Origin of the sequence: Shewanella salipaludis (assembly GCF_012911865.1) — a bacterium.
In the GTDB taxonomy this organism is placed as follows: Bacteria; Pseudomonadota; Gammaproteobacteria; order Enterobacterales; family Shewanellaceae; genus Shewanella; species Shewanella salipaludis.
In genome coordinates this window covers 513,461-534,390 of the sequence record NZ_JAAXYH010000002.1, presented here as the reverse complement: position 1 = coordinate 534,390, position 20,930 = coordinate 513,461, and the positions used below count along the sequence as shown (strand labels likewise).

Below are 20,930 nucleotides of genomic sequence, written 5' to 3'. Positions count from 1 at the left end.
TACGGGGAAGCTGGCAGCCATCAATGCCGCTAAAGCTGACGCCGGGCTGACAGAGTCGATGAAAGCTGGCTTGGGGCAGGAAAACCGCTTCAAGAGCTGGGCCGATTTGGGTAGTCTTGCTGTTTTGGCCACGGTTGAGGCTGGTGTCATGGATTGGCTTAGAGGATTGGGGATGAATAGCATGGTGAAATATGGGGTCGGCATAGTGCTGCTGGCCGTCTTGTTGCTGCTTGGGGTATTGGCGGCGGGTATCTATCGCTTCAATTTCACCCATGACGATCTCTATCTTGAGCTTGAAGATGGTCGGGTGGTGCCCTTGGATGACGCCGGCTCGGAGGCAAACCCAGGGAGTCAGGCGCAGCTCATCAGGCAAGGCCCGGACCCTGTGATGCTGAAGCTCTTCAGCCTGCAGACCCCAAAGGCGTTCAGCATTCGCTTGCCCGACAGCGGGCTATCTGTGCCCTTGAGTCAATTCGAGCAAAGAGGCGGGGCCGACTATGCGACAGCAGATTATCGCGATGCCGAGACGAGAGGCAGTGTGTTGCTGGATTACCTTAAGATTACGCCGCTTAACTTAGCGCCGGCGCCCACACAGGCTGAGGGCCAGGCAGAGGGGCAAGGCATGGCCTTTGTCGCGCCCTTTATCGTGACCAGCCAAGGCACGGGCAGCTTCTGGTATCTGGGGATGTTTAACCTCAATACCCGGGAGGCGACTGTGGCACATCTGGGCAGTGTCTTTATCGGCGATCGTATCTTGCTCGACAGTATCGAGCCGGCGGAGCCTTTCACCGCGCCCTATCGGCTGTCGGTGCATTACCGCGACCGGGGACCACAAGAGGCCATGGTCGAGACGCCAAGCGTCGCGAAAACCCTGACGCTTGCCGTGTCTGAACGTGGGATAACCGCCGAGTAGCCGCCATGGCTCTGCCTGTGCCCCGGGATTGGCCCGGCGGCACCTGCGCCATCAGAGGTTGATGGTCACTTTCTCTATGACTATGGGATCCATAGGGACGTCTTCATGACCTGCTATGGTCGCCGTCTTCACTTTTTCAATCTGCTGGACTATCTCCATGCCCGTGGTGACTTTACCGAACACGGCATAGCCCCAGCCCGAGTTGGTGGTGGCGCTATGATCCAGGAAGTCGTTATCGGCAACATTGATGAAGAACTGCGCAGTGGCCGAGTGGGGGGCATCGGTGCGCGCCATGGCGAGGCTGCCGAGGGTGTTTTTCAGGCCCTTGTTGGCTTCGTTGACTATCGGCTCATGGGTTGGTTTCTCTCTCATCTTGGCGCTGAGCCCGCCGCCCTGGATCATGAATCCGGGGATCACGCGATGAAAAACAGTGCCTTCATAGAAGCCTTCCCGGCAGTAGCGCAGGAAGTTTTTCGCGCTGACCGGCGCCCGCTCAAAGTCGAGCTCTATGCCGATATCGCCTACGTTGGTGGTGAAAATAATCATGATGTTTGCTTCTTCGTTGGTGACCAAGGCGATTCGCTATTGCTTGCTTCTCGGGCCGCTGGTCCAGGGATTGAAAGGTACCTTTTCGGCACTGCTGGCGACGCGCTTGTCGGCTCCTTTTTCGAGACTGGCATGCCTAGACTGAGCTTGGGCAGGCTCGCGCCTCAAGGGCCGGCTGGCCTTTGGCCCGGCGGCCTTGGTCTGAGGCGTTGGCGCTCTCTTGGGGGCAGGTTTATTTTTAGGCACAAAGTTCAGGATAGACACGGGCACGGCTTTCTTGGGGGAGAAACCCTCTATTTCCCTGCGGCTGATAAGCTGCCCCAGGCGGCTCTCTATGGCGCACAGGTTCCTGAAGTCATCCTTGGAGACGAAGGAAACGGCTTCGCCGCTGGCGCCGGCACGGCCGGTACGGCCTATGCGGTGAATATAGTCATCGGCTTCGTCCGGCAGATCATAATTGACCACCCGGGTGAGGGCGTCTATGTCTATGCCGCGGGCCGCAACGCCGGTCGCCACCATGAAGGCGAGCGCCCCCGACTTGAAGTCGGCCAGCAATTGTTCGCGTACCGCCTGGCTCCTGCCGCTGTGAATGGCCTCGGCCTTGATGCCGCGTTTCTCCAGCTGGCTCACCAACTTGGCCGCGCCCTGTTTCGTCTGAATGAAGATCAGCGCCTGCTGCCAGCCATGCTCGTTAATCAGGTGACTGAGCAGCGCCGATTTCTTGTCCTTGTCGACCGTGGTCAGCCACTGATCTATCTGCGGCGTGGTCGCGCTGTCCGGCGCTATGCTGATTTCGACCGGGTGTGCCACGGCCGTCTTGGCCAGGAAGCGTACCTGCTTCGACAGGGTGGCCGAGAACAAGAGGTTCTGCCTGTCTTTGGGCAGGCGCTCGATGATCTTGTTGATGTCCTCGATGAAACCCATGTCGAGCATCCGGTCTGCCTCGTCGAGCACCAGCAGGCTCAGCTCATCGAAATGCAGCGCTCTTTGGGTATACATGTCCAGCAGCCTGCCGGGGGTGGCCACCAGAATGTCGACCCCCTGGATCAGGCGCTGCTTCTGCGGCCCAGAGTCGACGCCGCCATACATGGCCATCGAGGTCAGCGGCAGGTGCTTGCCATAGAGGGCGATATTTTCTTCGACCTGGAGTGCCAGTTCCCGGGTCGGGACCAAGATCAGGGCGCGAATGCGTTTGGCCCGGATCTTGGGGGCGTCTTTGAACCTCTCCAATATGGGCAACACGAAGCTTGCCGTCTTGCCCGTGCCCGTCTGCGCCGCCGCTAACAGGTTCTTGCCCTTCAGAATGACGGGAATGGCCTGGGCCTGAATCGGCGTGGGACTGGTGTAACCCAGTTCTGTGACGGCGCTGACGATAGGAGCGCTTAATCCAAGTTTGGAGAATGGCATTAGTGGTCTCTGGTACTCTGGTTTCGATACGGGTGTCAATACGGCTTTAGGTATTGAGTGTGGGTATGGGTTCAAGGAAGGCTGTCGACGCCGACAGCAGAGCGCACATTATAACAGTAAGTCGCTCAGAACAGATAGCCGCTCCGGGTAGATAGCCGCTCAGAACAGAAAGCCGCTCCGAGTGGCTATGGACAGGCGTCATGGTATTCGTCCAGATAACGGCCCTTGGCCCAAGCGTTAAAGGCGCCGAGTGCCGCACCCGGGGTGCCGACGCCACCTGTGCCTATGTGAATGGGGGCTTGTATTGGTACTTGGCCTGGATCTCATCCCCGTGCGCCAACATGGTGGGCAGCAGGGGTGGTTGTCCGTGTGACCGCCTGATCCGGCCTCGGCGGTGATGTCGTCGGCCATGGGTACTTGTTGCGGCGTTGGAGAAGAAGCGGGTCTAAGTTAGACCCGCATGCGATTCAAGCTAGAAAAACACATGTATTTCAACAAATGTTTCCCGACTGTTGAGGGCTGCAGCATCATCGTCACTGTCTCTCTTTCTAAACCCCGCCCTAAACTGAGAAAATGCCCAAGGGAAATACTCATAAACAATACTTCCCCGGAATCTGTCTTTAGTATCCTTATCCGCTGTCAGTGCTTCAAACGTCAGTTTTAGATGATGTCCCTGTCGCAGCAGTATGTTCGCTTCGATTAAGGCGACATCCTGGTTCAGATCTTGAATGCTGAAGCCGTTATCTTCAATGTGATCATATTCTAGCAACCAGTTTATCCGTCCGGTTTTAAGCCCGGCAAACAGGCCGTAGATAGAGCGTTCGCCAAATTTGGTCTTATTGTTGAGTGCACTCAGTCCGGCTCGCCAACTTGGTTCCACCCACTCGGCTCGGGTACTGAAGAGCTTGTCATCATCAACTTCGCTTGCGCCGCCATTGCCATTTGTCGCTGCGAGTTGCCAATTGAATCGTCCCAGAGCGTAGCCGACTTCAACTCCTGTATCACCGGCATTAAAATTGATGCCGGTTACTTCACGCACAAACGCCGAATCATCTTCTATTCGCCAACCAAAAGGAAGAAATAGCCTACCGGCTTTGCCATACCAGTTACCCCAGTTGAATTTCGCCCAGACTTCACGATTCTCCGCTCCTCCAGGAGCGACTCGTTGATCTATATATAAGCTGATCTCTTCCGTTAGGTTGGCATTGAGATACAAGGTGACCCGTCGGACGTCAAAATCCAGGTTGTCATCTCTGTCTTCTAAATCGAGTTGACGCCCAGCCAGTCGGGCATTGCCGCCAATACTCAGATGATCTGTCACATTACCCGACCACACTGATTTCTGCGACGCTAACGGCTGGGCCGGCAGTAGTTGTTGAGCATATTGATTGCCAAACTCGGTCCGTTTCCCGCCTCCGGAGGGATTGGTGTGACACATGCTACAGGTAAACCCGGTCTGTACCGCGAGATAAGGTTCAGCAAATACCCAAGGTACAAATAGTAAGAGTGCAGCAATCAATAGATATTTCATATTTAGTCATCCTTGGCGCCATCGATAATCCATTGGCGGATCTTCTGAATTTGTTCGTTGCTGAGAGCTGGGCCACCCAGGGGCATACGGCCGCCAACGCTGGCAGTGCCTTCAACTTTCTGCACCAAATAACTGTTATCCGGATCACCGGCGGTCACCCGGTTCAACGAGTTGACCTCATTGCTCATGACTCCAACTATGTTGCTATAGGTTTGACCGGCGGAGAGATTCATGCCTTGCTGTGGGCTGGCTCCGGCATGACAGCCGGATAAAGCACAGCTAGGGGTGAATATCTCGGTTTGCAGTGACGTCAGGGTGACAATGACGGCTGGTGTGCTGACGGTGAAGGTGGAGACAAAATCGCCACCTGCGTTGTTGTCGGCATCACCATCGAGAACAATGCCTGCTGTGTCTGTGAGTGGGGTCGCACTCGAGCCATCCAGGGTGAGCCGATAGACATCATCTGCATTAAGTACCCCACTGAGGTCAATGTTGAGCGATGCCCCAGCGACAACTGCATTGGCCGGTGTCAGAGTGATCTCATTGCCATCATTGAAGCTGCCATCGCCTCCACTGGCCAGAAGTTCGATACGGGCCAAGGAAACTGTGCTGGCCAATAGCGGTCTATTAAAGGTGACATCTATGCTTGCGGGCAAGGCCGCAATGGTCGCGCCATTAGCGGGTGTTATTGCACTGACGACGAAGACGGCGCCGCTACCGGGAGATGATATCTCGGGTTCCAGTTGTCCCCGAACCTCACCGGCGGGATTTAATGGGCTTGTGGCCGTGACATACAGCCCCTGATTGACAAATGCAGTGTATTGGCCAGAGGTCGTGGCCTGATTATCCAAAGACCAGTGAGCCAAGTTGCTGCTGTCCTGAACCAGGCTGAAGATTGCCGGCCCATTTTGTCCGACGGGAGCCTGATTTACCGTGACACTTGTGGCATCGTCCAGACCCTGAAGGTTGACATGTATATCCACTAGCTGACTGGCAATCTGGACTGTGGTCGCTGTTATGCCGGAATTTGCCGTTACCACGGGAGGGACCACGTCTGCCCCAGAGAGGTTGGTAAAGAAAACTTCGATACCCTCTGGCTGGATCTGGCCTCGTACTTCACCGCCAGGATTGGCTGGGGTATGCAGATTCAGATAATAAGCCCCTTTATTAAGGTTGGCCAATTGTTCGCTATCCAGTGTCACATCAGTCGCAGACCAATGGCCAAGCGCCGCGGTATCTTGTGAGAGTGCGAAGATTACGCCGCCACTGACGCCGGCCAGAGCCTGATGCACATGGCTTGAGGTCGCATCGTCCAGCCCTACAGCATTCAGATGTACAATTATGGCACCGCTATCGGGATCCAGTGTAATGGCACCCTTGGCGCTGCCTGAGGATACGACAGCTGGTACCTCCTGACTCCCTGATAAGTTGGTGAGTATCAGTTGGATATTACCTACTAAAATCTGCCCCCTTAGTGCCCCGCTGGCAGCATTGTCGACTTGGAGGTAAAGGCCACCACTATTGAGCAGCGCTAAATTTTCAGCGCTCAGAACGGTGCCGGAGGGAATTGACCACTGGCTGCTGCTGTCTGACTGTAAGGTCGCTAACAGCTCACCCACCTCACCGGCATATCCCTGGTTTAAGGTTACTGTATCGGCGGTAATATCGGTAAGGGTCACAGTGCCGCTGAGGGCATTGGTATCCAGATTCAGTGTAAAGGTGGCATTGGCGCTGCCAGTTGCGGCGCCTCCTGTGATGACTTGGTCTGAATCAAGTGATGCGGTTATCGTGGTCGTGTTTGGCGGAGGAGGTGGCGGCGGGGAAATTACTCTGCGCGTGTTGTTACTGTCAAAACAGCCGGCAAGGGGTAATGCGAATATTATCGTGGCTATGAGCAGCCACACTTTATGTGTACTCATTTGACATTCTCCTATCTCATTGCTCAAACGTACCCGACTCAATATCAATGCATCAAATGAACGGACTTTGATCCATCAGGAAATGAATAATATCTATTGCGCCAGCTTGTATTTCACCTGAGTGGTCGCAGCAAGATCCCAATACTCATCATGCAGGTACAACGGCTTGCCTCGGCTGAGTAGTGTCTTTCATTACTGGTTACAAAAGCATAGTTTGCCGCCTGAGTGATTACCAATTATGGATTTAATTTCAATATATCCAGCAAGTTGATCTCTCCTTTGGCAGTTTCGGCTGCTGTGGGTCATGAGGGAGTGTATTAGGAAAGATCGAGGGAAGTCAGGCCAGTCAGAATTCCCGCCGAACGCTTATGCTACAAAGGCTGTGCGCTCTGTAGCAGTGACCTTGGTGGGCGTTTCTTGACTGCTGTCAAGGGATGGGGCTGGCATGCCAGCATGCGGCGGTAGTGAATAAAGGTCGCTCGGCTCAGTCGTTCAGAACCGGCCGAAGGGCTTCCATCTCTGAAGTGCCACGGGGCTGGGTACTGCTGGGGGCGGTTGCTGTGGTGTTGGTGCCCGAGGGCTTCAACTGTTATCGTGAGCTTAAGGCGCTGAATCACAATGCCGGCAAGACACTGCTGGTGATGGGGAGCCTGGTGATCCTCGGCCCCATCGCTGGGCTCAGTGGCTATTATCTGCTGTCGGACCACAAGGCCATCCTGGGCGCTATCATGTTGTTTGCCTCCGGCGGAATTCTGTATCTGATCTTTCAGGACATCGTCCCCCAATCACGGCTGGAGAACCACTGGGCACCGCCCCTCGGCGCAGTGCTGGGCTTCTGCCTGGCCCTGTTCAGCAAGACCCTGATAGTGGCGAGTTAGTGGCGGGCTAGTAGCGAGTTAGTGGTGAGTTTGTGTCGGGCTGGCAGACGCACAAATTTGGGATAGCGGACACTGGGTGGAAAGCGTCTGAGGGAGTCAGTGTCCAAAAGCGTGAGTTGAAATTTTCGAAGCTGCAAACAGGGACAAGCACTCAGATGACACGCTGCAAGTACCTCCTTGTAAGCTCGGCCGTGACATCTGCTGACCAGGGATGGTCGAATGTCGTGATGACATGGATGTCAGAAAGCGGCCCTGTTACGGACGGTCACCGCCGCGCCTGTCCCTGAGCATCAGCCAGTATTTTCCACCATGGACCACCAAATACATGGGTGGCCGAACTCTGCTAGTGTCCAAAAGCGTGGATTGAAATTTTCGAAGCTGCCAACAGGGACAAGCACTCAGGTGACACGCTGCAAGTACCTCCGTGTAAGCTCGGCCGTGACATCCCTGTCACGGACGGTCACCGCCGCGCCTGTCCCTGAGCATCGGCCAGTATTTTTCCACTATGGACCACCAAATACATGGGTGTTGGAACTTTGCCCCTTCCCTGGGGACTCAGCAGAAATGTCCCTTTCCCATGGCCATCACAGTCACTTGTTATAACTACTTTCACACCGTACTTCTTGGACGGCAATACATTTCTGGAATCGTACCTAGTGGATCAATTTGACCGATTAACAACCTAAATTAATTTTTACCATTCTCAATTAAGAACTCTGGCGAGACAGGTAAGTTTTTAAAGTCTTCAATTGCAGCCCAAAGTAACTCTTCAGCTTCTTCACGGAAGTCAGCTTTAATTTCTAAGTCGTCCGAAGCGGCTAACTTTTTACCTTTACCAGTGTGTTTTAGTGAGTTGTATGTTTGTTTATTAAACTTCAAATTCCCACTGAATACTTCCTTCCGCTCAGTTTCATTAAGTGTACAACCGAGAGAGTATTCTCTAAATTTAATGGCTGTCTCAGCAGAATTTTCATGTGAAGTTTTCTTTTGTGCCTCAGAAAGTAATGGAGTGGTGATACCGATGGAAGCTCCTGCAAGCAGAATACATTGGATATAATCTAAATCAGTCTCTGAAACTTTAAATTTTAAGATTGCCTCTTCTAGCATATCAGCAGAAAGTAATCGTTTATCATATGTATTCATCACCTATGCTTCCTTGTAGTTATAGACATAATGATTCCTTATGCAAGTGTCGGCCTCCGTGTTTTCTCGTGGATTAGCAAAACCAGAGCCACACTGTTTGTTGAACATCAAACGCCGTGCTCTACGGAAATTTAGGAGCGGCAGCGAGTAAATTTTCCGTAGCAGTACTTTTCCGTAGCAGTACTTTTCCGTAGCAGTACCTTGTTATACATTTGTAACTCGATTGATTTCCGATGCAACCTTCTCTACAAAAACTTCAACTGCATCAATGGCTTCTAATGCAATATCTTTGTCAACCTTTATAAGATTTCCATCTGTAGTCTTACCATCTCGATGCACTATATCGTGCCTGAGAGTAGTTATTTTACAGACATCAGATATATCAATGGATATAGATTGACCAAGAATTGATTTAAGAATTTCACGAACTTTAGGAATATTATGATACATAACACCTGACAATTCTTTGATAGCAAAGCCTCTAGCCCCGTCTGGCTGCTTAGCAATATCTTTGAGAGTGTATTTGATATCCTTTAGGTCCTCGACTTTGGTTATAGCATTTTGGAAATATTTATCGTCAGATATTATCAAAGACCTTATGGAATCTGCCAAAAACGACTCCATCAAAGTAACGGCATGAGCGTAAGCCATTTTGTAAAATGTTTCTTCGTGCGAAACTGCCACCTGTAAATCTGTTAAATCACGCAGATTATGTATTTGAAACTGAAAAGACCGATGTAATTCAGAGTATGAATGTGAAGTGTACCACTGAATATATTCGTGCTCCTCTTGGAGGCTTTCCTGCATAAATGACCATTCTTGGGTTAAATCATCCCATCCGGGAGTTTCTTCATCAGCCTCATCATCATCGAGGTGCTCCCTAATCCATTGAGTCATCTCTTCTTCTTGAAGATCAAACATGTATTCTTTAATTGAACCCATATGATTCCTTTCTATGAATAACGCCGCCAGCAAGCGCGGCTTTGAAGTGAAGGCAAAGCCGCAACGGAAAAGACGTCGCCTTGACTGGCCTTGTTATGTGATTTTTTGCTCACAACTAGCCTTATGGTAATTGTCCAATTCGATGCAATATTGGCGACCAGAATTAGTGCTGCTATATTGATACATATATTTCTGAAAACTCTTGTAGACATCATCGAGAGCTTTAAAGTAGGTGAAATAATTTGAAATCGGTCCACTCGGAGAAACGTACTCGACTCCATTGATAAGCATTGGCTTATCATCAATTAAGACTTTCCAATTGTTGATAATTGGAACATCCTCTAGATCAGAAAGCATTTTTATTAAATCGGAAGAAATATATTTTTCCAGCCTTAGAATCTTCTCAGATTCTATCTTTATGCTTTCAATTTCTTCCGATATAAATTCAGCTATAGACATTGTTGGCCTAGCCGAATTCCCGCTTATCTTTGACGGCTTACCTATTACAGCTGCATCAGAAGGCTTGACATTAGACGTTAGATTGGTGAATTTTTCTTCAGATATTGGTAGCACCATAATTTCTTGGTAAGAAGGTAAACTATTGTGGGCGACTATTAATATCCTCGAAAAGCTATCAAGTATCTTTTTAAGCCTAATAGAGGTTATTTCGTCAATTTTAATCTGATCTTCGACTCTCTTTTTCTCTTCTTGTTTTGTCGGTATATACGCAGAGATATAGTAAATTATGCAACCTGCGGCACAAGAAAGAGACAAGCTTACCAAGATCGAAGCGATTTCATTTCCACCATGAAACCATTCTGGCCAGTCCTTGGCTATGAGCTCAAAGACTACAACCACGACTAAACTTGCAATAAACGCAGCAACAAGAAGCCTATCGTGTAACTTCAATTAAACCTCCATGCATCACATAACATTTGTATAACGCGGATGCGCGCTTTTCTCCGCGTAGCAGGCCGGAGGCCTTTCGGCTTCAACTAACGGAATGAAACAGTTCATTCCGTTGCCTTGGCGGCACGTTTTCGCCCTCAAGCCAGTGCAAAGTGTGCGCTGGTTTCCCTTTTAATCTCATTTTCTTACAACATATTGGCTGGATAACTTTTCCAGCAAAGCGTACATGCGTGCTATCAAGCGCATCCGCGCCTGTTAATTCAGTACCTGCCAATACGGGCTGTAGAGGTAAAGCCTTGTTAACTTACTGGTATTCTGATTGTTATTCAAGATAATCAGCATGTCATGAACACTTACTGGTTCGAAGAAACGGGATCCCTGGCACAGGTGCCGCTGCGGCTGCGGGCATCCAAAACAGGGAGGTTTTGGTTGAGCCTCCAGGGAAGGATTTACGGCGTCTCGCAGCAGTAGCTGCACCGTTTGGCAATAAAGCCTGTTTTTCTCAATGAGCAGATGCGCGCCACAATAGGCCCATTAACGGCCCGAAGAAACAGGATCCCTGGCACAGGTGCGGCTGCGGTCATCAAAAACAGGGAGGTTTTGGTTGAGCCTCCAGGGAAGGATCTACGGCGTCTCGCAGCAGTAGCTGCATCGTTTGGTGCTAAAGCCGATGTGTTTCAATGAACAGATGCCTACCAAAACAGCCTATAGCCCCACACAGACTTCATACCAAGATTGCAAAAAAAACATTGAAAAAGGCGCCGCAGCGCCTTTGTGAACCAAACGGATGCTCAACAGCGACCGAGGGGTTTCCATCTCTGCAGTGCCACGGGAATGCTGGCGCCCTGTGACAGCAGGAGATTGATGCGTGCCTGGTAGGCGGCGCCTGTCATCAGGTGCTTGGCGAGATCCACCGCGCTGCGCGCGCGGTAATCATCCAGATAGCTGCCCTTGGCCCAGGCGTTGAAGGCACCGAGTGCCGGGCCTGCCCAGATCTGATAATCCATCTCACGCCCGGCTTCCCCCGTGTTCGACCAGCGGCTCGACAGCCCCAGATACCAGCGGAAGATCAGCGCCATCTTGCGCTTGGGGTTATCCAGCGCTCTTTCTATCTGCTTGGGATCCCGCTCGTTGAAGTGGGCCACAGTGCCGGCCCAGATGTCGGTGAGCGGCGCGCGGAACACTTGCTCCTCCAGCTTCTTGCGTTCCTCTGCCGGAATCGCCTCTATGCTGTCGTAACGGCTGTAGATTTCATACAGCTTGTTGGCGCGCATCGGGAACAGGGTGCCGCGCTTGACCACCTGTAACTTCACCCCCATCTCGAACATGTCGGCGGCCGGGGCCATGGTGACATCGGCCATCTCAGTGGTGGCCAGCAGCTTGCGGGTGTGCTCGCTGGCACCTGCCTCGATACAGGCCTGGTTGATTGAGCCTGTGACTATGTAGGCCGCGCCCATGTTGAAGGTGGCGAGCGCCGCATCCGGGGTGCCGACACCGCCGCCGGCACCGACGCGTATGGGGGTCTTGTATTGGTATCTGGCCTGGATCTCGTCCCTGAGCGCCAACATGGTTGGCAGCAGGGTCACCAGCGGGCGGTTGTCGGTGTGACCGCCTGAGTCGGCCTCGGCTGTGATGTCGTCGGCCATGGGCACCAATTGCGCCAGCGCCATCTGCTCCTCGCTGATGAGGCCCTCACCATGCAGCTGCTGGAGGATCTTAAGCGGCGCTGGTTCCATGAACTTGGTGGCCACCTCGGTGCGGCTCACCTTGGCGATCACCTTGTTGGCTATCAGGACTTCACCATGCTCGTCACGGCTGAGGCCGGCGGCGCGGTAATAGACTATCTGCGGTGTCAGACCCAGGAAGGCCGAGGCCTCAACTGTGTGCACCTTGTGCTTCAAAAACAGCTCGACGCTGCCGCGCTCCAGCGCAGGTTCGCTTGGGCTGTGGATGAGGTTGAAGGCGTAGGGGCCATTCGGCAATGCCTGCTGTATGCGCTCGATGGCGGCCTCGACCCGGGAGGGGATGAGGCCGGCGGCGCCGAAGGAGCACAAAATGCCCGCCTGACCGAGCGCTATCACCAGCTCTTCGGAGGCTATGCCGTTGGCCATGGCGCCGGCGTAGTAGGCGTATTTCACCCCGTGAACCCGGCGGAAATTGCTGTCGCCCAGGCTCTGGGTGCCAAGCGCCGGGGCGAAGGCGCTGACAGGATGCAGGCTCGGGTTCATGCCAGAGTTAGCGGCCTGCATGCCGACCACCTCGGCATGTTGGGCTATGCCCAAACCTTTTTCACTGTGGCTGACCAGGAAGCAGGCCTGGCTCAGGTCCTTGAGCTTCCTGGCGAGACTATCGGTATCGAAGCTGATGTCGGCTTCCTTTACCTGCCAAGGCCAGGGGCTGAGTCTCTCGTCATTGATAATTTGGTTCATCTGCTTCTGTTTCTCTTATTCGTTGTATTCTTGTTTGCTTTTATCTGTTTGGTTAACGCTGCCATCCGGCCTGTGTCATAGGTTCATTCGGCCTCTTCGATGCAGATGGCGATGTTTTTCACTTCATAGATCCTCAGACCGTCTTTGCTCAGGTTGGCGTCACCTGTGATGATGCGCCTGCCGTCTATGTCTTCTATGCGGGTGATATGCACATCCAGCGACATCTGCTTGTTTAAGGGGCTGATCTGGCCGCGGTACTTCCACTGGATGTCGGACAAGATCTGGCCGAATTTGGGGTTGCTGAAATCGGCGCCGAGATCCTCTGCTATGGCATGGCTCTGCAGCAGCTCGATGATGGCCTCGACCCCGAGGGACCCCGGCATCACGGGATCCTGGTGGAAGTGGAACTGGAAGAACCAGTCGCTGGGATCTATGCAGCGCTCGGCGTACAGGTAGCCCAAGCCCGCCTTGCCGCCCTGGGTGACTATCTCGGCCCTGTCGATGAAGTTGAGCCGGCCGCCCGCCAGGCGATAGTGGGGCTTGCCGGGCGGCGCCCTGAAGCTGCGGCCTTGCTTGTCGAGCAGATCCAGGACCAGGTCCGGCGCTATGGCGTTTTCCCTGTGCCAAGGCTGGGTAATTTTGCCATTGTCTATCCCCAGCTGGTTCTGCAGCGCCTCGCCCTTGAAGTAGCCGAACACGGCTGTGCCGCGATAGAAGGGCTCGCCATCACAGCTCAGCTCGAAGCTGAAGTTCTGGATGATGTTGCTGCCGGCGATCACTGTCGACAGCAGCCGCGAGTCGTTGACTATTGTCTTGCCGCGCAGGTCGACATGGCGCAGCAGCTCACCCTTGCCGTCTAGGTTGCGGAAGAACAGCTCCTGGCCGGGGAAGCCCAAAGTGGTGCCCATGTAACCCGAGATGAAGCCGTTGGGCTGCAATGAGATCTCCATCAGCACAGAGTAGGGCATCAGGCTCGGATGGCTGTTGCCTCGATAATACCAGGCATCTGCAGGCACTTCGTATTCGGCTATGCAGCTCGCGGGCTGTTTCAGCTCGCCGCGCTTGCCCTCGATGGCAACAACCCTTGTGGTCAGCTGCAGATCGCCGCAGGGGGTGCGCGGCGGTATGAGGCCACGGTAGATGGCAAAATCCGGCCCGAAGCAGTTCTCTATGTCGCCGGTGGCGAACTCGAACATGTGATAGGGCGTGAACGGCAGGGTGTCCGGAGTGCGGTTGGCGAACCTGGAGCCCGGCGCCGCCACAGGGGCGGGCACATGCTTGAGCGGCACCACGCCCTTGTTGGTGGGCGCCTCCCAATCAGGGACTTGAGCCATCAGCGGCGCACGTTCGCCTGCATTCAGTAGCGTTGGCGCCGGCTGCTGGCGTGCCGTGCTGCCATCGCCGTAGCGAGTGCACTCGGCCTCTTCCTTTATCATCACCCCCAGGTTCTGGAAGTCCACTACTACCTTGCCATCGAGCAGTATGTCGATATTGGCCTTGGCGTAGGGGCGTGGGCTCATGCCGATTTCTGTGACTTCCATGCGGTAGGTTAGGGTAGCGGATTGAGGCAACACCTGGCCGCGACAGCGGACCTTCTGGGCGGCATTTTCAAGGGGCTGGAAACGCCCGTTCTGTCCCCCGAGATGCATGCCCCCGCTTGTATGCATGCCTAAGTGAAGCATGAAAAATTGCAGCAACTGGCCACAGCCTTCGGCCATCAGGGAGCCGGCCATCACCTGATCGCCCTTGAAGTGACAGGGGAAATACCAGTGATCCGGTTCGAGGCGCTTATGGCCCTCGAGATAGCCAAGGCCCCAGGCGCCGCCGTTCACCTCAAGATTGCTGACGGCTTCGATCATCAAAAACTTTTCCGAGGCGAAACACAAGGATGGCTGCATGCCATGCTCCGCCTGATGCGCCGCATGGGCACCGCCAAAGCAGCCGCCGATATCGGCGCTTAGCAGGCGGTGGATCCGGCCATAGTCGAAGCTCGTCTGTGGGCAGTTAAGCAGCGGCGCGAAGCGCGGCTTGCCTGCATTGCCCTGGGCCCGACCCGCATTGTTAAGAGACTGCATGGCCAGCTCGCGCTCCCTGATCTCCGCCTCGGTGCGGATAACGCCCTTGCCGTCCGCCAGTTCCTGGTCGGTGAAGAAACCGGCGCAGCCGCCGTCCATCTTGAGTATTAGCTTGTCGCCGACGAAGCACTCGTAGGAGAAGAAGAACAGCAGGGTATCGCCGTTGCGGGCGAAGTGGTTGATGCTGATGTCGTATCTCAGGGTGTCGCCGCCGCGGGGCAAGTCACCCAGGAAGGTGAGAGTGCAGTCGAGCAGGCGATAGACGCGCTCGCCCTTGTTCTCGAAATCAATGCCTAAGTAGCTGATCAGCATGAGATCGCACTGGCCCGACTCCACCGCCACAGCCCAGGGGATCTGGCCGTCCACCAGATAAGGCGCATCGACCGGGATATCGTACTCTGTGGTCATGGTGCAGGGGCGATACTGGTTGATGGTCGCGTCCAGCTTGGTCACCCGCGACACCAGCAGATAGTCTGTGGTCGGCAGTCGAACCCTGCGCCTGTAGCCGTCGATTATGGCGTAGTCCGGGCCGAATACCTTGGCGATGTCGCCTTCGGCGTATTCCACCAGATCTTGGTAGTTCCAGATGCAGGGCTTGTTTTCCGGCGCTTGTTGCACAGGCGTTTGCAACTGTTGCACTTGGGCTTGCTGCTGCACGGGCGTTTGCAGCTTGGGCACTGGCTGCCGTGCCTGTGCTTGTGTTTGGGGCTGGGTCTGGCCCGACTCTGTCGCCAGCTGCGCCTTGAGCAGCGCATCGGCGAGCCTCAGGCCTGCGGCACGGCTCTCGAGGAAGGCACCATGGGCCTCCCGGGCAAGTTGCTGGTTGTGCAGTAAGGCGGCGCCGGCGGGATCATTCATTTGAGTACTCATGTTAATGCTTGTTTGGGGAGCAGGCAGGGATGCAGGGGTCACGACTGCCTGGGCTCTCGTCTCTATACTGCTTGACTGCATGGCGCTCACCTCTATTGCCTTTGCCTGTATCGATGCCAACTGTGGCAGTGGGCTGTCGACGATGTGGCGATAGATGTCGCGCCCGCCCAGAGTCACCCGCTTTATCAGGTGTTTCTGCTCGGCCAGAGTGAGGTCCTGTGCCAGGCGCTGTTGCAAGCCGCGTTGCTGGGCGCTCGTCTGTCCCAGCAGCAGCTGGGAGCACTTGCCCTGGCAGAGGGTGGCGACCAGGGCATGTTGCTCGGTCCCTGTCTGTCTCTGCCCTGGCGAGGCGGCGCCCTGGAGCCTGAGCAGGGCATGTAGCAGGCTCGCCATACCGGAGGCGGCGAAGCTGTGGCCTAAGATGTCGGCGGCGCTGCGCCGCTCCGTTACCGCCGGCAAGATCCCGGCCAGGCTCGCCTGTGCACCAGGCATATCTTCGAGGGCGAGGTTGGTCTCGAGCAACTGCACCGAGCCGCCGTCGACATGTGTCTGGCTCAAGAGGGTATCGCACAGGCGCGCGGCATCGCTGCTCCGGCCAAATACGGGGCCATGGAGCCTGCCATAGCCGTCATCGGATGCTTTGCGACTCTGCAGCACCAGGGCACCGGCGCCTTCGCCCGGCTTCCAGTTAAGACTCGCGGCATCCCCTGGCTTAAGGGATGCTGGCTTCAGGGAGCCTGGTTCAAGGGCTCCTGGTTTAAGAGCAACCGGGAGTATGCCATTCTTGAGGATCACCTGTTCGGCGCTGCCGCTCAAATCCACCGCGGCGATCACCACGGCATCCAGATCCTCCCGGGACAGCAGGTTCTGGGCCACATCGATACAGCGGGCCACGGACTGTTCGGCGGCGGAGATGGTGAAGGCCGGGCCGTTGAAGTCCCACAATGAGGCGATGCGCGACGCCATTATGTTGCCTATGAAGCTGGTGTACTGATTGAGCCTGGCGGCATCGAGCACGCTGTCCATGGCGAGCTGTTCCAGTGCCAGATATTCATCCCGGCTCAAGTCTATGCCCTGGCGCTTCAGGCTCTCGGCCAGCTGGGTATGCAGGTTCACCCGGCCGCGGAACTGATGCAGCTCCAGCTCGGTTTCCATGGCGACCAGCACGGCCACCTTGCCGCCCGGGGTGAGCCCGGCGTCGCGTATGGCCTCGTCGGCGACCTTGATCAGCAAGAGTTGTTGGGAGATCAGCCTGTCATCCTCGTTGGGCGGCACCTTGAAGCGCAGGAAGTCGAAATCGAAATCTTGTATGTAGGCGCCATCGGGCACGCCTTTGAGGCCGAAGCCTGCCAGTATCTCCGCATGTTGATCCAGGCCCTTCCAGCGCATGGGCGGCAGGGGAATGAAGGCGTGACGCCGTGCCTCTATGGCAGAGTTCAGGGCATTGACCGAGGCCAGCGGGCCGAAGTGAGCCGCCACCCCGGTGATGGTCAGCGGCGTAGGGGCAGGTCGCTTGTCCTGGTCTTGTGAAGCCTCGACACGCTCTGCGGCGCTTTTATTGTCAGCAGCCCTTGCCTTGTTCGCGGCATAGGACTCAAGCAAGAGGTGGGCGTTGCAGCCGCCGAAGCCGAACACTGATACCCCGGCATGGCGGCGATCGTTGCCCGGCTTATCCGGCCAGGCGCGCAGCTCGGTGGGGATATTGCCGGCGCCGAACAGGCCCTTGGGCGAGGAGATGGGCGCCGCCAGGTTGATGCTGGGGGGCAGGCGGCCAGAGTCCATGGCGAAGATCATCTTCATGACTCCCGGCATGCCGGCGGCGGTCAGCAGGTGCCCCAGGTTGGACTTGGCCGAGCCTATCAGGGGCGCGGCACTGCCATCTAGCTTGTCCTCGAAGAAGCGCTCCATCGAGCTTAGCTCCACCTTGTCTCCCAGCGGCGTGCCCGTGGCGTGGCACTCTATGACTTCAATGGCGGCAGGCTCGGTATTGGTGGCCTCGAAGGCGCGCTCGAAGGCCTGAATTTGGCCCTTGCTGTTGGGGCTCAGCACGAACTGGCCCTTGCCGTCGTTCGACAGGCCTATGCCCGAGACCAGGGCATAGATATTGTCGCCGTCGCGCTCGGCATCCTCGAGGCGTTTGAGTACCAGCACCCCGGCGCCTTCACCGGCGAACAGCCCCTTGCTGTGGCTGTCGAAGGGCGCCGAGATGCCGTGATCCGGATAGGCGTGAAAAATCGAGAAGCCCATGTTGATGAAGAAAGGATCGGCGCCCGAGACGGCGCCGGCCAGCATCACATCCGCCTTGCCCGTGCTCAGGTAGTCGCAGGCGAGCTTCAACGCATAGACAGAGCTGGCGCAGGCCGCATCCAGGCTCAGTTGGGCCGCGCCCAAACCCAGGGCATCGGCCACCAGAGCGGAGGCGGTATGGGCCATGGCGCCATTGGCGCTGTGGCTCTTGTGTGCTTCGGGACCAGGCTGAAATGGCATAGGTTCATCGAATGCACACAGACGAAAGTCGTTTCGGCCCAGCTTGGTCTGCAGCGCCTTCTCCACAGTCCTGTGGTACAGGGGCAGAAACAGCTCGTTGGAGCTGGCCGTCGGGAAAGACAGGGTGCCCATCACTACGCCGGTGCGCGCCAGCACGGCATCATCCAGGCTGACGCCGGCATCATTGAGCGCCTTGCGGCTGCAATCCAGTGCCCAGAGGAAGCTCTCGTCGAGGCCGTCGAAGGCCGGGGCTGGCAGGCGATAACCCGATGCATCGAAGTTGAAGCCTCGGATATAGCCGCCCCTGTCGCAATAGAATCTGTCCGACTGGCCCTGCACGCCTTGGTAATCCTCAGGTTCTGCCTTGAGCTTGGCTGCATCTATCCGGCTGCGGGAGTCTTTCTTGTCCAGCAGGTTCTGCCAGAAGGCCTGCGGGGTATCTGCATCCGGATACTGGGCCGCCAGGCCGACGATCGCAATTTTTTGAGCCGGTACCGGGGCAATGTTAGTGGCTGTTTTAGAAGCCGTTTGGGCTTGTGGTGTATCTTGAGAACTCAAAGGGGTTCTCCTTCTGCTGATGGGGTGGGCGCGGCGGCCGGGTTCTGGGTGGAAAATGCCGTCCGATAGTTGCTCGTGTCTGCTCTGGTGCCTGATCTTGTGCCTGAGCTGGTGCTCTGGCTGGTGCCTTGGGCTAACCCGGCCAGCAGGGGCGCGAGCGACAGCGACACCCTGTGGCTGATGAGCTGGGCCAGACACTTGAGCAGGCTGGTGGCTGTGTCTGCGCCCTTGGCGTTGCCGGCGAGCGCCAGTGCCGGGCGCGAGCCGTCTTGTTTCAATATCTTGTCAATCAGGGTACTGGTCTGGCGGTCGGCGCCCACCTCCAAAAATAGCCTGGCGCCCAGGTCGTGGGCCCTGTGGATGAGGGCGCCGAAGTCCAGCGGCCCACAGAAGGTATCTGCTATCGAACGGGCTATGCTCTGGCTGTCTATGCTCACAGGCCCGGCCTCGGCCGCGCTGATGAAGTCGATGCCCGCCGCTTCTGGCTCCAGTGCTTCTGGCTCAAGAGCCGTTTGATTGAGTGCCAGGGTATAAAAGTCCAGCAGCTCGCCGTGAACCGCCATGGCCGGGGGGGTGTGCATGGCGGTGACGCGATTGGCGGCTATGCCGCGTTTGCCCAAGTGCGCCAGCAGCGCCCGGCAGCTGGTCTCGCAACCTGCAAGCACGCAGCTGTCTCCCTGGGTGATCGCCAGATATGCCCGGGGGAAGGCGGGCAGGGCGGCGCGCAGCTGATCCAAGCCTGCGGCATCGGCGCGCACCAGGAAGCTGTTCCAAATGATTGGCTCATCATCCCTTAATTGCCAGGCGCGGCGCACCGCCGTCAGCTCGCCCGAGATGGCGCGATTGAAGATGCTGCTGTTTTCGGTTGCCTCTATTAGCTGGTGGGGCGCTTGCCACACGCCCAGGCTGGCCCACATGGCGGCCTCGCCCATGGAGTAACCCAGGGCAAATCTGGGGCGCAGCTTGAACTCCCGGGTAAGCAGCTGAGTGAACAGATAGCTGGCGCCGACCCCGGCGATCGCCTGTTGGCTCAGGCTCATCCGCGCCGTATTGGCGGCGGCCGTCTCGGGATCCCCATGATAGAGACTGGCCGCTTGCAGCATGGCGCCGAGATCGCCTTCACGCTCGAGCATTGCGTACAAGTCGGGGAAATATTCGGATAAGTCGCTGAACATGTTGGCATAGACGGTGCCGACTCCTGGATAGACCAAGGTCAGGCCGGCATCCCCCAAGGGGCGGGCGCAAAAGCAGCTGCCGGCCGGGGTCTTGAATTGGACTGCGTCTGCCGCCAGTGCCGCCTGCATGGCAAGGACTTCCTGTGCCAGTGCCGTGCCGGACTGCGCCATCAACACCAGCGCCAATGGCGCCCAGGGATCATAGTCCCGCAGGCTCTTGGCCACTAATGACTTGAGTAGCTGGGACTTAAGCTGTAGGGCATTCGCTGCGGTATCTGGTTCGGCCTCTGCCTCTGCCTTCGAATTAAGCGCATCCAGCCAGGCACTGAGGTCGGCCAAGTGAGTCTGCAGTTCGGCTATGTTGCTGCCGCCCAGGGGGATAAACAGACGGCTCTCATCCAGCAGCGGCCTTGGCGCTGCCAGTCTGCTGCCCTGGGTCAGCACAACAGATTGCACTGCGTTACCCGTGTTGGCTGTCAGGTTCAGGCGTTTAAGGTTGGGACGCTTGAGGTTGAGACAGAGCACCCTGGCCTGATGCTGGCGGCTGAACCAGTAGCAGGGCTTGGTTGCAGTCGCATCTAATGCCGCCAGCGGCGCCAAGCTGCGGCGGGCCAGGGCCTGGACGGCGCGATAGAGGGCAGCGAACTCATCCCATAGGGTATTGGCGACGCTATTGTGCAGCTGTGCCTGGGCGGCACTGCGCTTGGCCCGGGCCAGGGCGCTGGCCTGTATCTTTTCCCTGGCCTCAACTTCTCCCTCGGCCTCGAACTCACAGTCCATGCCCGAGGCCCAGCCCGCCAGGTAGCAGTGTACATGCAGCCGGCGTTTGGCTGCGGTCAAGCCATCCAGCAGGTACAGGCGCAGATTTTCGTCGCCGCCCTTGGCGGATAATACCACCGGCTTGCCTTGGGAAAGGAGCTCGGCGGCCCTGTCCAGCAGTTGCGTCAGCGGCTCATGTGACTGGTGCTCCAGGGATAGGTGCACCCATTCCAAACCGGCCAGGGGGGAGGATGCGCTCAGGAGATCCGCCTCGTCGCCGAGCAGCACAGCTATGCGCAGCGCCCCAATATCTGAACTTGGACCTGAGCCTGAGTCTGGACCTGAAGGTTCTGCCCCATTAACCATGGCTTGGCTCACTGTTTGCGTTA

The 20,930-nt window shown here is 56.3% G+C and carries 12 protein-coding genes and 1 pseudogene; 2 read left to right on the top strand and 11 right to left on the bottom strand.

What is annotated here, in order from left to right:
* Positions 1 to 172: 172 nt before the first annotated feature.
* Positions 173 to 913 (top strand): hypothetical protein, encoded by a 741-nt coding sequence (locus HC757_RS05380; RefSeq protein ID WP_169563264.1) that lies wholly within the window; start codon positions 173 to 175, stop codon positions 911 to 913.
* 51 nt (positions 914 to 964) lie between these two features.
* Here the strand turns inward: HC757_RS05380 and HC757_RS05375 are convergent, their stop codons facing one another.
* The 5 genes and pseudogenes from HC757_RS05375 to HC757_RS05355 form a co-directional block, all read right to left on the bottom strand.
* Positions 965 to 1,459 (bottom strand): peptidylprolyl isomerase, encoded by a 495-nt coding sequence (locus tag HC757_RS05375; RefSeq protein WP_169563263.1) that lies wholly within the window; start codon positions 1,457 to 1,459, stop codon positions 965 to 967.
* 36 nt (positions 1,460 to 1,495) lie between these two features.
* Complete coding sequence (locus HC757_RS05370; RefSeq protein WP_169563262.1) at positions 1,496 to 2,866, bottom strand: DEAD/DEAH box helicase; 1,371 nt, start codon at positions 2,864 to 2,866, stop codon at positions 1,496 to 1,498.
* A gap of 191 nt (positions 2,867 to 3,057) precedes the next feature.
* A pseudogene (locus HC757_RS05365) lies at positions 3,058 to 3,289 on the bottom strand (2-nitropropane dioxygenase); the annotation flags it as partial.
* Between the two features lie 49 nt (positions 3,290 to 3,338).
* Positions 3,339 to 4,397, bottom strand: a complete 1,059-nt coding sequence (locus HC757_RS05360; protein WP_169563261.1) for a porin family protein — start codon at positions 4,395 to 4,397, stop codon at positions 3,339 to 3,341.
* Between the two features lie 2 nt (positions 4,398 to 4,399).
* The gene (locus HC757_RS05355) at positions 4,400 to 6,301 is read right to left on the bottom strand and encodes a CHRD domain-containing protein (RefSeq protein WP_169563260.1); all 1,902 of its coding nucleotides are present in this window, start codon (positions 6,299 to 6,301) and stop codon (positions 4,400 to 4,402) included.
* 479 nt (positions 6,302 to 6,780) lie between these two features.
* Here HC757_RS05355 and HC757_RS05350 point away from each other — a divergent pair, with 479 nt between their 5' ends.
* On the top strand, positions 6,781 to 7,194 hold the full coding sequence (locus HC757_RS05350) for a ZIP family metal transporter (RefSeq protein ID WP_211164273.1): 414 nt from the start codon (positions 6,781 to 6,783) through the stop codon (positions 7,192 to 7,194).
* Between the two features lie 687 nt (positions 7,195 to 7,881).
* Here the strand turns inward: HC757_RS05350 and HC757_RS05345 are convergent.
* The 6 genes from HC757_RS05345 to HC757_RS05320 form a co-directional block, all read right to left on the bottom strand.
* A complete protein-coding gene (locus tag HC757_RS05345; protein WP_169563259.1) occupies positions 7,882 to 8,340 on the bottom strand; it encodes a hypothetical protein in 459 nt (152 codons plus the stop codon).
* A gap of 201 nt (positions 8,341 to 8,541) precedes the next feature.
* A complete protein-coding gene (locus HC757_RS05340; protein WP_169563258.1) occupies positions 8,542 to 9,279 on the bottom strand; it encodes a hypothetical protein in 738 nt (245 codons plus the stop codon).
* 93 nt (positions 9,280 to 9,372) lie between these two features.
* A complete protein-coding gene (locus tag HC757_RS05335) occupies positions 9,373 to 10,188 on the bottom strand; it encodes a hypothetical protein (RefSeq protein ID WP_169563257.1) in 816 nt (271 codons plus the stop codon).
* A 791-nt stretch (positions 10,189 to 10,979) separates the two neighbouring features.
* Positions 10,980 to 12,617 (bottom strand): eicosapentaenoate synthase subunit PfaD, encoded by a 1,638-nt coding sequence (pfaD, locus tag HC757_RS05330; RefSeq protein ID WP_169563256.1) that lies wholly within the window; start codon positions 12,615 to 12,617, stop codon positions 10,980 to 10,982.
* A gap of 83 nt (positions 12,618 to 12,700) precedes the next feature.
* Positions 12,701 to 18,607 (bottom strand): hotdog fold thioesterase, encoded by a 5,907-nt coding sequence (locus HC757_RS05325; RefSeq protein ID WP_169563255.1) that lies wholly within the window; start codon positions 18,605 to 18,607, stop codon positions 12,701 to 12,703.
* Positions 18,604 to 20,907: a PfaB family protein gene (locus HC757_RS05320; protein WP_169563345.1), complete on the bottom strand. Its 2,304-nt coding sequence runs from the start codon at positions 20,905 to 20,907 to the stop codon at positions 18,604 to 18,606. Before HC757_RS05320 ends, HC757_RS05325 begins: the two co-directional genes overlap by 4 nt.
* Between the last annotated feature and the right edge of the window lie 23 nt (positions 20,908 to 20,930).